Source organism: Stenotrophomonas genospecies 3, from assembly GCF_054473855.1.
This window is the reverse complement of the sequence record NZ_JBTMUR010000008.1, coordinates 94,513-108,823: the sequence shown is the minus strand read 5'-3', so window position 1 is coordinate 108,823 and position 14,311 is coordinate 94,513. Positions and strand designations below refer to the sequence as shown.

Below are 14,311 nucleotides of genomic sequence, written 5' to 3'. Positions count from 1 at the left end.
CCGAGCCATGCTCGACTGCTCCAGATCAAAACCGGTAACTGACCCGGCCAAACCAATACGCACCCACATTGCTCAGCACATCGCCGCTGTCCCACGTGGTCTCGATACTCGCCACATCGGTGGCACTGCGCGCGTACTCCGGGACCTTGCGCGTGCGCTTGTCGAACACGTTGTTGATGCCCAGCGCCGCACTCCAGCCCGCGCCCAGCTCCACGCCACCGGAAAAATTGGTCACCAGCACCGGCGGCTGCTTGTACTCCACGCCGTTGTTCAGGCGCTTGATGGGGCCGTAGTAGGTGAAGTCCAGATTCGAGCGCCAGCGCCCGTTCTGCCAGCCCAGCCCCGCCACCTGCGTATAGCTGGGCGTGCGGAAGCGCAGCGCATACTCGCTGGATCTGGTCAGCAGGTTGATGTTCGGCAGGCCCTGCAGCGCCGCCGGAATGTCGCTGACCTTCTGGATCGTGGTACGGCCGACGTTGGCCGCGTAGCTCCAGCGCAGCTTTCCCCACGCCGTCTCCTGGTTCGCTTCCAGGGTCAGCTCCACACCGCGCGTGCGGGTGTTGCCCACATTGGTGAAGTAGCTGGCGTAGAACGCATCACCCGGCAGGATGCTGATGCCGGCCGAACCCAGCAGCGCATCGATGGTGTTCTTCTGCGCCGCACTCAGCACCGTGCCGCTGTTGTCGGTGACGCGCGCCGGATCCTGCGCGTTGTAGCCGATCTGGCTGGACTGGCCGAGCTGGCCGCGGATGTCGATCTGATAGGCATCCACCGCCAGATGGAACGCCGGGCTCGGGTCCCAGGTCACGCCCAGGCTGTAGTTGCTGGCCTTTTCCGGCTTCAGCGGTGTGGCACCCAACGCAATCGCCGCGGGCGAAGACACCTGCGCCACCAGCGTGGTGCCGCACGGGCAACTGCCGGTGGCCTGGTAGAACTGCGCACCCAGACTGGGCGCGTGGAAGCCATTGCTGACCGTGGCACGCACACCCAGCGCGTCGGTGAAGTCGAAGCGCGTGGTCAGGCGGCCGGTAGAGACACTGCCGAAATCCGAATGGTCTTCCCAGCGCGCGGCCGCATCCAGGTACCAGCGTGAGGTGATATTGGTGGCCGCACCCACGTACACCGCCTTGCTGTTGCGGGTCGCCTTCACCGCGTCGGCAGTTGAATAGCCGACGAAGGCTGCAGCGCCGAAGCCGGTATACGACTCCCACTGCCCTGCTCCACGCTCGTACTGTTCGTGCTGATACTCGGCGCCCGCGCTCACCTCCAGCGGCGAAGCAAATGCCGCCACCTCGAAGCCGCGGCGCAGGTCCAGGTTGGCGATGCCCTGCTGGTAGTCCAGCTTGCCGTCATAGAAGTCGGTGGGTGAACCGGGATACGGCAGCGAGTAGTTCACCGAGTTACGCGTATAGGTGCGCACGGTGCTGCGGTTGCCGGTCAGGCTGGCGTCGTAGTCCCAGCCAGCGATCTGGCCCTTTACCCCGGCGGTACCGGTGTACTGCTTTTCCTTGGTTTCCAGCACCGGCAGGAAGCCATCGGGAAACACGCTCAGAACGCCGGGAGCCCTGTAAGTGGTGAAGATGGTCGCCGGCAGACGGAAATTCTGGATCGCCTGTGCGGTGCGATCGCTGGCCGTAGCATTGGCGTAGAACTGCGCGCTCTCGCCCAGGCCATGGCCCACGTTCACCGCGAAGGCCTTCAGCGCATAGGACGGCGAGCTGAGGATGGTGTTGGCTTCGGCATTGCGGCTGGCCTCGGCCGGATTCGGCGTGGCACCTGCTGGCAAACGATTGTTCGGCCGCAGCGCCACCAGATTGCCGCTGCCATCCACTGCCGGATAGCTCAGGTAGCCGTCGATGTAGCGACGGGTACGGATCGCATGATGCTGGCGGGTGGTCTCGCCGGACAGGTTGATGAAGCCATCCTCGCCCCACGGCAGGCCGACGTTGGCGCGCACGCTGGTTCGCGAACCATCACCATCGGTGCTCTGCCCGCTCTCCACCGACACATCACCACCGTGCGCCTGCGACTTCAGGATCACGTTGACCACGCCGGTGATCGCGTCCGAGCCGTAGATGGCGGAGGCACCATCACGCAGCACTTCCACATGGTCGATGGCCGAGACCGGAATCAACGCCAGGTCCGCCCACGCATGGCCGGGGAAGCCGCCCCCATTGGCACCGCTCACATAGGCGCTGGCGTTGCGGCGCTTGCCGTTGACCAGCACCAGGGTGTAACCCGGCGACAGATTGCGTAGCTGATAGCCGCGGATCAGGCTCTCCTGATCGCTCTGGTAACCGCCGATCTGGCTCAGCGACGGCAGGCTGCGCTGCAGGGCTTCCAGCAGATTGCCCTGACCGGTGGCGGCGAGGTCTTCAGCGGAAATCACATCGATGGGCGTGGAGCTGTTCTTCACCGTGCGCGTGCTGGTGCGAGAGCCGGTGACCACCACCGCATCCAGCGTGGAGGCTGCCACATTGGCGGTGGCTGCAGTAGTGGCAGGGTCTGCATCGGCTTCCGCCGCATGGCTGGGCGATGCAGCGAGGGCAGCGGCGATCAGGACGGCAAGAGTGCTCAAGGCTGGGGCGTAGGCGGCAGGCATGGGGGCTCGTGGGGGTGGGCCGGAAACACGCTTCCATTCAAGGGCCTGTTCACCCACCGCGACAGGCGGGATCGCGTCACCCAGCCGTAACATCCGGCCACCCACATGACCGCTGGTAATGACGTTAGGCGGCCTGAACACACGGGGTCGGATCCCTTTCCAAAGGAAAGGGCTCTGACCCCAGGCACGCATCCCTCCACGGGGTCAGAGCCCTTCCTGCGGAAGGGATCCGACCCCGGCCTCCATATGCCCGCCCGGCATCACCTCATGCCCGTGCACCACTCAGCGCCACGCACCGCCACCCGTAGCATCAGGCCATGCCCAACCCACCCGCCGATCCCACCGCACCACTCGTCGCCATCGTCGCCTGCCACGGCCAGGGGCTGTTCGAGTTCGGCTGTGCGGTCGGCCTGTTCGCACCGATACGGCCTGAACTGGGCGTGGCCTGGTATCGCACCCAGCTGTGCGCGGGCGAACCCGGAGCACTGCGCATGCTCGGCAGCACCCAGGTGCAGCTGCCCTACGATCTCAGCAGCGTCGATGACGCCGACATCATCGTCATCCCCGGTTGGCGCGAGCCCAGCGAACGTCCGCCGCAGGCCCTGCTCGATGCACTGATCCGCGCCCATGCACGCGGCGCACGCATCGCCTCGATCTGCTCCGGCGCGTTCGTGCTGGCCTGGGCCGGGCTGCTCGATGGCCGCGAGGCCACCACCCACTGGCGCCTCACCGAAGCGCTGGCACGCGAGTTCCCACGCATCGATGTGCGCGAGGATGTGCTGTACGTGGACACCGGCAGCATCATCACCTCGGCCGGCTCGGCTACCGGCATGGACATGATGCTGCACATGGTGCGCAAGGATTACGGCGCGCGCGTGGCCAACCTGGTGGCCGAGCGATTGGTACTGGCGCCATGGCGTGACGCCGGGCGCAGCCAACGCGTCAGCCGCGCCATTCCCAATGGCGAGCCCACACGGTTGGCAAAGCTGATGGAATGGATGCGCCGCAACCTGCGCGAGCCACACTCACTCGGCAGCCTCGCCGAGCAGGCCGCGCTCAGCCAGCGCACCCTGCAGCGGCAGTTCCTGGAAGCCACCGGCCTGTCGCCCATCGATTGGCTGATCCGCGAGCGCGTGACCTTCGCGCGTGAGCTGCTGGAAACCACCGACCGGCCACTGCAGTGGATTGCCGAGCAGGCCGGCTTTGGTTCACAGGAGTCGTTCCGTCGGCACTTCCGTGGCCAGGTCGATGCCAGCCCCACCGAGTACCGCAGCCAGCATCGCAACGGCATCGGTGCCGACCGCCTGGTTGGCTGCTGAGCGCCCTCGTTCCCAACTTTCCACGCCATCACCACCACTGCACTATAGGGGCATGCCCCGCACTGCCGACGGACCGGTGATGACCGACAGCCCCTACAGGACCTACCGCGTCGGAATCGGCGTATCGCTGCTGTTGGCGGCACTGATCGCCACGCTCTCGTTGATTGCCGTGTCCAGCCCCAACCTGGGTTGGGGCGTTGTGGCGCTGGCCACCATCGCGATATGGGCCGGCGTCCCGCTGCTGCTGGTGCTTCTGCTGGCCTGGCTGCGCTACATGGTGCGTCAGCGCGGGCAGGTGCCGGGCCGCATACACGTGCTGATGTTCGTGCCAACCGCCGCCGCCATGCTCATCATTCCACTGTGGCACTTCCTGCAAGGCAGTGTGGACAGCCTGGCCGGCGGCTCACGCGCATCCATCGCCGAGCTGCACGTCAACCTCAGCGGGCAACCCCTTTGGCTAGACACCTCGCCGTATGCATCCACCGGTTCTGGCGCTGGCCCGGACCTGCCCATGCAGGGCGAAACGCCCCAGCGCTTCCTGGCCTTCCACCGCTACCCCAACCCGCAGTCCGACGCAGACAGGGCCTTCCCGTATGAAGATGCGCGCCTGAAGCCCTCCGTCGACCACTACCGCTACGCCACACCGTCTGGAGATCGCGCCGTCACCGATGTGCCGCTGGTCCGTCGGCCGTACCCCGACCTTGCGTCATTCAATGCGGCCTGGCGACGCGCGGGTACACCCGAGCTCGTGCATATCTACTACCACTACAGCGATCACGTAGAGGTCGCGCCCGCGCTCGCACGCCTCAGTGGCTTCACCACCGATGATCTGGAGCGCAGCCGCTTCGAAGGCCTGGCGCTGTTCAAGATCCACAACTACGGCAGTGCGCCCATCCTGCGGATGGAAGTCAATGGCCTCACACTGGACATCGGCGACGGGGCCATCGCGAACATCCCGGAAGCGCCCCGGGATTGCACAGCCTACGGCTACCCGGTCAGCCCCGCGCTGTTGCCGCTCAACCTGCCCCTGCAGGTGCGCTGGCAGACTGCAGACGCGCCGACGCGGTGGCACAGCGCGCACGTGCAGGTGCCCGCGTTCCGGCAGCCGCAGCCACTGCAGGGGCAATCCACATTGCAGCGCGTCCTGCTGTACATGCTGCCCGATGACGCGCTGGCCGCCGAACGCTACGCCGAGGTCTTTGACGGCGATTCGCGGCGCGGCATCAAGGCCACTGGCCTGCCAGCCAGCGCTGCCACCTATGCGGTGTGTGGCAGCGCCAAGGCAACCTATCGCGAAGGTGTAGGTACCGTGCTGGCCGACTGATCCGCGGTGTTGCCAGGACGCTCCCCTCCACGCCGACCTCCGCTCAGTCCTCCTGCACCAGCTTGAACTCGCGCAGCAGGCCACCGATCTGGGTCTTGTCCAGCTTGTTCATCAGCAGGTTGCGCAGGAACGCAGGCCCGGGAATATCCAGTTCCTTGCCATCGCGCAGGCGACCGGTCGCCGCCAGCAACGAGCGCACGTCATAGGTGGAATTGAACACCTCGGGCACACCGCGCTCGATCCCCAGCAGGGTGTACACCGCTTCCATCGGTGTGCGCACCGAATACTCAGTGGTGAAGATGCAGTCGCGCTGCTTCGATTCGGCAAACTGACCTATGAAGGCGAAGTTCACCGCACCCTCCGGCACCACGTCCGGGCGATCACCGGCCTGGCGCGGCATGAAGAACGCGGTGATGTACGGCATCATCACCGGCACCGTCTTCGCGCCGGTCGCGGCCAATTCGTCGATCTCCTCCACCGGCACGCCCAGGTGGTACAGCCACTCGCGGGTGACCTCTTCGCCGGTGCAGTCCTGCATCGGCTTCTTCACGTAGTCTCCAGGCGTATCCACGAACAGCGAATACACCCAGACCACGATCTGGTCCTTGGGCTGGTTCTTGAAATGCGGCTGGCGGTTCACGGTCCAGCTCATCAACCAGCGCGAATCGCGCACGCTGACGATGCCGCCGGTCACCACCTTGCCACTGAACGGGTCGCGCTTGGCGATCTTCTGGATGTAGTCCGGAATGCGTGCATCCAGCGTGGTCACCGTCGCCGATTCCCACTTGGTCTGCGGAATGTGCGCGCCGAACACGTCCGGGTGGCCAAAGGCCTCGTCCTTCGCGGCAATGCGGCGCCACAGATCCCAGGCCGGCGCCGCGCCTTCATTCAAACGCGCAGCCGTGTGGTGGTCGCCGTTGTCCGAGTTCTCGGTCAACGAACCGATCGTCATGAAAACAAGGTCATCCGCGCTCAGATCCACGCCACCGGCCTCGCCCTCGCGCGTCCAGTGGATGCGCGTGGCCTGCTTGCGGCCGGCCGCCAGATCGAAGTCGACGTCGGTCACCTCGGTGCCGTACTGGAACACCACGCCGTGGTCCTGCAGCCACTTCACCAGCGGCAGCACCAGCGATTCGTACTGGTTGTACTTGGTGAACTTCAGCGCCGAGAAATCCGGCAGGCCGCCGATATGGTGGATGAAGCGATGCAGGTACAGCTTCATCTCCAGCGCCGAATGCCATTCCTCGAAGGCGAACATGGTGCGCCAGTACAGCCAGAAATTGCTGTCCAGGAAGTCGCGGCCCAGCACCTCGTCGATGCGCTTGTTCTCCATCTCCTGCCGGGTGGCCAGGAACAACGCGATGATGTCCTTCTGCGCCTGTTCGCTCAGGGTGAACAGGCCGTCGGTGTGCGCATCCTCACCGCGATTGATCGTGGCACGCTGCAGCGAATAGTTCGGGTCGTCCTTGTTCAACCAGTAGAACTCGTCCAGCACACTGGCATCTTCAATCTCCAGCGACGGAATCGAGCGGAACAGATCCCACAGGCACTCGAAGTGGTCTTCCATCTCGCGGCCGCCACGGATCACGAAGCCCTTTTCAGGCACCTTCAGGCCATCCAGCGCGCCTCCGGCAATCTGCTGCTGCTCGAGAATGGTGATGCGCTCACCGGCCATGCGGCCATCGCGCACCAGGAACGCGGCGCCGGCCAGCGAGGCAAGGCCCGAACCGACGAACCATGCGCGCTTGTCATCGACACCGGCGGGCTTGCGCGGGCGCGCAAAGGCTTCGTAGTTGCCACTGCTGTAGTACATGCGTTGCTCCTTCCTGGAGGGGGTTCATCAGGAACCCGCAGTGGAATGACACAGCCATTCCATGCAGGTCATGCCCCTACTCTAGCGCCGAACCGATGTACCGTTTCCTGCACACAGGCTGCGACCGAATGACGCAGCCACGTCAGAGCTGTCGCCCCAGCAGCATGCCCGGCCAGCCATCCACATTGAACGGCGCGATTCGCGTGTAGCCGCAGGTCTCATAGAAGCGCACCAGATCACCGTTGCCACCGCCGTAGCAGTCCACACGCAGATGGTCGAGCCCGGCAGCGCGCGCCTGCTCATCGGCAAAGGCCATCAAGCGACGGCCGATGCCGCGCACGCGGGCGTCACGCGATGCCACCAGTACCCGCACATACAGCTCCGGCACGGTGGGCGCCGGCACATAGGGCATCGATTCGCCCAGCACCAGGAACGCGCGCACGTCACCCTGCTCGTTCTGCGCCACCCATGCACCCGGCAGCGCGCAGGCATCGGTCACCTGGGTGATCCGGCGCAGCATCGTCGACCACGGTTCGCTGCCCCACTGCTGCAGGTTGCCGATCGACACGAACCATTCGATGACTTCGTCGAAGAGCATCAGCACCGCAGGGGCATCGTCTACGTTGGCGCGGCGGATGTTCAAGATTTCCTTTCCAGCTTCAGTCATGCCTGCACTCCTTGACGTCCCGTAGATCCAGTAGTGCCAGGCCATGCCTGGCAGGTGCCCAGTGTATTGATCCAGCCCCCCGTCCACCGGATTTGACATGCAGGCATTTACCTGCCTATAGTCCACCCAAGGACGGCGCCTGTCCGCCCAAGCGAGGAACCTGCAATGGTCGATATCGCACACAGGGTCGGCATCAAGGCCCATGCAAGCCAAGTGTACGAGGCCTTGGCAACCCCCGAAGGCGTCGCCGCCTGGTGGGCTGAAGACACCCACGGCGACCGCGAAACCGGAGGCTCGGTCAACGTGCGCTTCACCGCCAATGGCCAGGAAATCGGTGCCATGGAAATGAAACTTGAGCAGCTTGTTCCAGGCGAGCTCGTGCTCTGGCAGTTCGTCGCCGGCCCTGCCGAATGGATCGGCACCCACGCGCGCTTTGTGCTGAAACAGGAAGGTAACTACTGCATCGTGCTGTTCACCCATGAAGGCTGGAAAGAGCGCGTCGAGTTCACCTCCCACTGCAGCACCAAGTGGGCGGTGTTCCTGCTCAGCCTCAAGGCGCTGGTGGAATCCGGCAAGGGCCAGCCCAACCCACACGACATCAGGATCGACAACTGGAACTGAAGACGCCCCGCATGAATGCAGACAAGGTGTTCAAGGCACTGGCCGACCCCACGCGCAGGACGCTGCTGGATCTGCTCTGCGAAGACAACGGGCAGACGCTCGGCCAGCTCTGCGAGCACCTGGACATGGCCCGGCAATCGGTCACCCAGCACCTGGGCCTGCTGGAAGACGCCAACCTGATCAGCACCGTGCGCCGTGGCCGCGAGAAGCTGCACTTCATCAACCCGGTGCCGCTGCACGAGGTGTACGAACGCTGGGTACGCAAGTTCGAGCAGCAGCGCCTGAGCCTGCTGCATGACCTGAAACGAGAACTGGAAGGAGAATGACGATGTCCGCAGAGTCCACCCGCTTCATCCACGTGATCTACATCGCCTCCACGCCGCAGAAGGTGTTCGAGGCCATCACCCTCCCCGAGATCGCCAGCCGCTACTGGGGCCACGAAAACGTCTCGGACTGGAAACCCGGCTCGCGCTGGCAGCATGTGCGTGCCAACGAAACGCGCTCGGTCGAACTGGTGGGCGAAGTGGTGGAAAGCACCCCACCCTCGCGACTGGTCATCACCTGGGCCGCCGCCTCGCAGGCGGAGAACCCGGACGCCTACAGCCGCGTCACCTTCGACATCGTGCCCTACCAGGACATGGTGCGGCTGACCGTCACCCACGACGAACTGGAACCGGGCAGCGGCATGGATACCGGCATCCGCCAGGGCTGGCCGATCGTGCTGTCGAGCCTGAAGTCGTTGTTGGAGACGGGCAAGGGGTTGGATGTGTTTGCGAAGCCGACAGGTTGAGCCTGCAGCGCTACGCTGCCACCGCCGCCCCCGTCTCCGCCCATTTCGGCATTCCTTCCCGCAGAGAACCATGTCTACCGGCATCTGCGGCGCTGCGACCGACGCAGTACAGGGCGTGGCGGAGAGCAGCTTCCAGACCAGATCGCTGCTGCTTATGCGTTTGCACCTGCTCAACTGTTGGCCAAGCACACTCAACAGGGTCGCGGAGATGGCTTTGTCGTTGCCAGAGTTCAACCTCGCTGCGAGCAAGCCATCTAGCCTACACCCTGTGGCGCTTGATAAAACTCCCCACCCTTCAGGTAGGGCACGAAAAAATATTTGTAAACGGCCGAATTGTTGTATTCGTCCGGCTCAAAGCCAAACAGACGTGCAGATGACATATGCGGCTGCACCAGCGCCTCATCCTTGGCATACATCGAAGTGGCAAACAGAGACTTCCTCACGACATCCCTGGTCTTCACCGAGCTAATCAGAGCCGAAGGGGGCTTTACTTGCTGATGGGCCTTGAAGGAATGAAAGAACATCAAATCCTCACGCAAGGTTATTTGATAAATTGCAGCCACGCCGACGGATTCAATTATATCAACATCAATGGTATCGGTATTTTTTCTAGTGGGGATTTTTTTTCTCATTCTCAACCGCACCCAGGATTCCTCTGGAGTGCTCACCTCGCCGCCATTGACGGAAACCCCGTAACTACTCCTCATGGTGACACTCTGGCACTGGATTTCCCCGTCCCCAGAAGATGCTTCGCCGCGGAGATCAGAGAAGTCGAGGTCCCCAGAGCCAATTGTTGCGTCTACTGAAATGGGCAAAGTGCTGTCACCAAAGCAGAGTTCACTCAGCACACCGTACCAGGGCTGGCTATAGGGCAGCAGCATCGAATCATTGATGACGATTATGTAATGCGCGCCGTCTGGCACATGCCCGGCAGCCTTGTGACGCTCAAACTGGTCCAGCTTGCTCCTGATAGCCGATGTGACCGACAGCAATCGCTCACGGAAAACCGCATCACGATCTTCCGGCTCCAACCTTCTCTGCTCAATGAGATTTCTGACGTCGGATTGTGGCGTTGGAGTGACCACCTCGAAACAGAACGTCTCCCCATTGCTCATTGCAATAAAGTCAGGCCCGGCATCATCGCTCCTGATCTCATCGAAACCCATTCCGAGAAGCTGATAGTAGAACAGCATTTCGGCCATCCTCTGGGAATATATGCCGACATCATCGTGCATGACTTGCGCATTGAACTGAGTATCCTTCAACTCCGAAAATATCAAGAAGATAGATTCCAGGCCTTGAAGTATGCAGTCAATGACCAACTCCATACGCTGACCACATTCCGGCGACTTCTGGAAGAAGTAGTCAAACCTCTTGGTCAGGATCTTCCGCCATTTGGCGCGAAGATGAGCCATGCACCTATCGTTGTCCCTGTTCTTTCTTGCAGACCCACGGTTGCCAGGAATTTTCACTTCATTGCTTGACATGACGATCGGGCTCGCGAATCCAGATTGTTGATATGGCATACAGGATTGGAAAAAAGCTACTGCTCTGTAGCATGCGAACACTGACCTCATGCCTGCAAGCACGGGGCAAGCGCACCGGCACGTCACCTGGGCACGTCAGAGTTTGGTGGACACTCACTCAGGAAACACGCAGTTGCCGCAGTTGAAATCTCAGCCCGCTAGCGCGCCGTCCAGCCCCCATCCACCGGCAGCGCCGTGCCAGTGATCTGCGCCGCAGCGTCCGAAGCCAGGAACACCACCATCTCCCCCAGCTGCTCGGGCGTCACGAACTGCAACGAAGGCTGCTTCTCGGTCAGCAGCGCACGCGCAGCGGTCTCCTGATCCGTGCCCTCGCGCTCGGCCAACGCGGTGATCTGCTGCTCGACCAGCGCCGTTCGCACCCAGCCCGGGCAGATGGCATTGGCGGTGATGCCGGTGCCCGCATTCTCCAGCGCGGTCACCTTGGTGAATCCCACCACGCCGTGCTTGGCCGCCACGTAGGCCGACTTGTTCACCGAGCCCACCAACCCGTGCACGGATGCGATGTTGATGATGCGGCCGGCGCCCTGCTGCTTCATGTGGGGCAAGGCCGCCGCCGTGGCATGAAACACCGCCGAGAGATTCAGCGCCAGGATCGCATCCCACTTCTCGACCGGAAACTCCTCGATCGACGCGGTGTGCTGGATGCCGGCATTGTTCACCAGGATGTCGATGCGGCCCATCGTCGCGACGGCGCGATCGATCAGTCCGCGCACCGCCTCGCCACGGGACAGGTCGGCACCGTCATGCGCCACGCGAACACCGAACTCGGTTTCCAGGTTGGTACGGATGCGTTCGATTTCCGCCGCATCGCCGAAGCCGTTCAGCACGATATCGGCGCCTTGCCGCGCCAGCGCGGTGGCGATGCCAAGGCCGATACCACTGGTGGAGCCGGTAACCACCGCAACCTTTCCACTGAACATGGGTGAGCTTCCATTGGGCGTAGGTGGCCAGTGTAGCTTCACCGGCGCGCCCCTTTAAGCGACGCTACCTTGGTCAATCAACGGTTAGAACGCGTTAGGCACCCGCCGAGGGAAGTGTCCAGCGTTCATTCAAAACGGACGGTACACCTCAGAGGGGGCACAGTCGTGGCCTCCTAGCGATACTGTCCGACTCCGACATAGGGCAATGCATCCATGCTTTGCCCGGCGGATCGAAATCGAACAGGTCCGAAAATAGCTTCTGCGGCCGTTCTACTCCCCCCACCGCCAACCGGGCGGGGCGCCTTTCATCCAGCAGATAAGGACAAGGACCAACACTACGGCCCACGTGTAGAGCTGAAACGCGATGGGCTCGCGAAATGGAGAGAACAGAAACGGACCCGCCAGCAGCAGGCCGAATGCGACTGCGTACACGAGCCAGCCCTGCCACGCGCACGGCATCCCCCAACCCCATCCGTACTTTTTCCTGGTAAACCAGTACTTCTTGCTGATCATTGCAATCTTCCTCGATGGCCGCCGGTCTCACGTACCTGATCCAAGCATGCTTTGAACTGTTCGTGAAGACGTCGGTCCAGAATCAAGTCAGTATCCCCTCTGGTTGTGACGAGAACAGAGCTACGGTCCGTGCGCAGCACGAAGACGTTGCGACCGTTCTGCATGCGGAACTTGCCAAGTTCAACGCCCCCTGTGCTGGTCCCAAGTTGCCGGTGAGGCAGCGTGATCCTTGAAGCATCGGAAGCGTCCTGCCACGAGACACTGGAAAGCGGGAGCTGCAGTCGGACAAACGCTGCTGACCCAATCAGCTGGCCATCTGTAACGGCGATGTACGCTGTCCGCGCTTGATATACGAGGCCAAAGGCAACTACGACAACAACGGCCAGCGCCGAGCCGAGCGCAATATTCCTGGCTGGCACCCCGCCAGAGCGGGATGCAAACCATATTGCAATCAGAACCACGGCTGCTGCCACGCATATGCCGAGAGGAAGCGCGTAGGCGTGAATCAGGGGTACATCCAGCGTCGATCGGCACATCATCAGGAACTACTCCGCAGAGATTGACCGCATGCCATAAACGTAAATCGTCTCGACAATTGTCTCAAATGCGTCTTCGTCACAGGTGACAAGGCCCACGCTTCGCATCGCGCGCAGAAACGAGCGGACCTCGTTCCATGTTACGGGCTTTGCGTGTTCATCGCAGATCATACTTGCACTGCCCCGCATGAGAATGCTTCGGCATCAGATACCGCGCAACAAACGCCCATTTCTCATCGATCACATCGGTCGAACAGGGGCTGCGCGCTGTGATGCCATTGCAGTGACACTGTTCATACCGAACTTCAAACACGCTCTAGAAGATGACGCTTGCCCGCTCAACGGTCGCGAGCGGATTGACCTTCCGCACCGCCTCCAGGAACAGCAGGAAGTCGCGGTTGAACAGCGTCAGGTTGTTGGTAAACGTCACGCACTTTCTGCCCGATGCCTTGCTGAAGCACACCTGCCAGACATAGCGCCCGTAGATCTTGTCGGACGTTCGTGTGACTGAGGTGATCTGCGAAAGCGGAACCGCCGTGGGCACCGGCCCACGTCGCAGGTAGAAGGATTCTGTATCAAAGAAATAGTGCTCGCGATCCTCTTTGCCATCCACCATCACCAAGGTCATGGACTTGCCAGAAATCCGGCGAGGGGGATCCAAACGCAGCCCTGATCCCAATGCAGAACGCGCGGTCGCTGACATTCGCCGAAGGGTGAACCAGAGGATCACCAACGGAAGTGCCGCAAGGACAATGAAGCCTACGGTCTTCAAAACAGTTTCCAGCGTGCTGGGCACACAGATCTCCAGGATGAACTTTCAGGCGATGCCCAAGTAGATCCACGCCACGCGTGGATGGCTCTCCTTCAACGCCCCATCACTTCCAATGATCCGGACCCAGGAACGGCAGGCTCAACACAAACACCGGAACCGCCACAGGAATCAACGCCGCGCCCAGCACCTTCCCAGCCGCCGTCCCAACACCCGGCTTGCCCTCCCTTTCCGGCAGGATCCGCTGGGCCCGTGCACTGATCGGCTGCGCCAGCTTCCCCTTCTCCGCCAGCGCAGCAGCGTCCGGCAACTTCACCCGCTCGCCGTCGCCCTCGAACAGCGCGCTGTAATAGCTGCCGCCCTTCTTTGAAAGATTACAGGCCCGATCAAACGCCAGCGCATAACGGCTCCGATCCTGCGGCAGGTAGTAGCGCGCCCGCTCATCCACATACTTCGCCTCGCGCGGGAGCACCTCAATCCGCTCCAGCTTGAACTGCGCGGCCTGTTCCGGCGTCACCTGCTCCGGCCGCAGCAGCAGCGCATAGCTGCCGTGCACCTTGGCCTTGTTGGCCGGGTCGCGCCAGTCCTCATGGAAGTACATCTGCGCGCAGGCCACCGCCTCGCGTAGCGGGCTGTCCATTAGCGCGCGGTACTCGCGGAACGGTGCAGCATTGAAGCGCATCGGTTCTTCAAAGCGCGGCAGCAGGTACAGCTGGCCATCGTCGGCCACGAACGCACCCGTGATCTCGCGGCTTGAAGCATGCTCCTCCGGACCACTGGCACAGCCAGACAGCAGGCCAAGGCACAGGGCGGAGAGAATGAAAAGAGACGTTCGCATGTCGTGTTCGAGGGCTTCCCAGGGAAAACGGCCACGCCCGGGAGGACGAGGC

General features: G+C 62.5%; 12 protein-coding genes. 5 read left to right on the top strand and 7 right to left on the bottom strand.

Annotation, left to right across the window (positions count from 1 at the left end; genetic code table 11):
* Positions 1-25: 25 nt before the first annotated feature.
* A complete protein-coding gene (locus ACX9OT_RS12280; RefSeq protein WP_459002295.1) occupies positions 26-2,602 on the bottom strand; it encodes a TonB-dependent receptor plug domain-containing protein in 2,577 nt (858 codons plus the stop codon).
* 317 nt (positions 2,603-2,919) lie between these two features.
* Between ACX9OT_RS12280 and ftrA the strand changes: the two genes are divergently transcribed.
* Both ftrA and ACX9OT_RS12270 read left to right on the top strand, forming a co-directional pair.
* On the top strand, positions 2,920-3,921 hold the full coding sequence (ftrA, locus tag ACX9OT_RS12275; RefSeq protein ID WP_459002293.1) for a transcriptional regulator FtrA: 1,002 nt from the start codon (positions 2,920-2,922) through the stop codon (positions 3,919-3,921).
* A 79-nt stretch (positions 3,922-4,000) separates the two neighbouring features.
* Positions 4,001-5,245 (top strand): hypothetical protein, encoded by a 1,245-nt coding sequence (locus ACX9OT_RS12270; protein WP_459002291.1) that lies wholly within the window; start codon positions 4,001-4,003, stop codon positions 5,243-5,245.
* A gap of 43 nt (positions 5,246-5,288) precedes the next feature.
* Here ACX9OT_RS12270 and ACX9OT_RS12265 read toward each other — a convergent pair whose 3' ends face one another.
* Together ACX9OT_RS12265 and ACX9OT_RS12260 are read right to left on the bottom strand one after the other, a co-directional pair.
* Positions 5,289-7,058 (bottom strand): oleate hydratase, encoded by a 1,770-nt coding sequence (locus tag ACX9OT_RS12265; protein WP_459002289.1) that lies wholly within the window; start codon positions 7,056-7,058, stop codon positions 5,289-5,291.
* 142 nt (positions 7,059-7,200) lie between these two features.
* Entirely contained in the window at positions 7,201-7,725 is a 525-nt protein-coding gene (locus ACX9OT_RS12260) for a GNAT family N-acetyltransferase (RefSeq protein ID WP_459002287.1), read from the bottom strand.
* A 165-nt stretch (positions 7,726-7,890) separates the two neighbouring features.
* Here ACX9OT_RS12260 and ACX9OT_RS12255 point away from each other — a divergent pair, with 165 nt between their 5' ends.
* Genes ACX9OT_RS12255 through ACX9OT_RS12245 form a run of 3 tightly spaced genes read left to right on the top strand, consistent with a single transcriptional unit; the run spans position 7,891 to position 9,136 of the window.
* A complete protein-coding gene (locus ACX9OT_RS12255) occupies positions 7,891-8,346 on the top strand; it encodes an SRPBCC family protein (RefSeq protein ID WP_107432716.1) in 456 nt (151 codons plus the stop codon).
* An 11-nt stretch (positions 8,347-8,357) separates the two neighbouring features.
* Positions 8,358-8,672: an ArsR/SmtB family transcription factor gene (locus ACX9OT_RS12250; RefSeq protein ID WP_005416268.1), complete on the top strand. Its 315-nt coding sequence runs from the start codon at positions 8,358-8,360 to the stop codon at positions 8,670-8,672.
* Between the two features lie 2 nt (positions 8,673-8,674).
* On the top strand, positions 8,675-9,136 hold the full coding sequence (locus tag ACX9OT_RS12245) for an SRPBCC family protein (RefSeq protein WP_107432724.1): 462 nt from the start codon (positions 8,675-8,677) through the stop codon (positions 9,134-9,136).
* A gap of 254 nt (positions 9,137-9,390) precedes the next feature.
* On the opposite strand, the gene ACX9OT_RS12240 is transcribed toward ACX9OT_RS12245, so the two are convergent.
* The 4 genes from ACX9OT_RS12240 to ACX9OT_RS12225 all read right to left on the bottom strand — a co-directional run bounded on the left by ACX9OT_RS12240 (position 9,391) and on the right by ACX9OT_RS12225 (position 14,259).
* Positions 9,391-10,551, bottom strand: a complete 1,161-nt coding sequence (locus ACX9OT_RS12240) for a hypothetical protein (protein ID WP_197655297.1) — start codon at positions 10,549-10,551, stop codon at positions 9,391-9,393.
* Positions 10,552-10,820: 269 nt separating this feature from the next.
* The gene (locus tag ACX9OT_RS12235; protein WP_049462069.1) at positions 10,821-11,603 is read right to left on the bottom strand and encodes a 3-hydroxybutyrate dehydrogenase; all 783 of its coding nucleotides are present in this window, start codon (positions 11,601-11,603) and stop codon (positions 10,821-10,823) included.
* A gap of 1,365 nt (positions 11,604-12,968) precedes the next feature.
* On the bottom strand, positions 12,969-13,448 hold the full coding sequence (locus tag ACX9OT_RS12230; protein ID WP_459002284.1) for a hypothetical protein: 480 nt from the start codon (positions 13,446-13,448) through the stop codon (positions 12,969-12,971).
* Between the two features lie 79 nt (positions 13,449-13,527).
* Positions 13,528-14,259 (bottom strand): hypothetical protein, encoded by a 732-nt coding sequence (locus ACX9OT_RS12225; RefSeq protein WP_459002282.1) that lies wholly within the window; start codon positions 14,257-14,259, stop codon positions 13,528-13,530.
* Positions 14,260-14,311 lie beyond the last annotated feature (52 nt).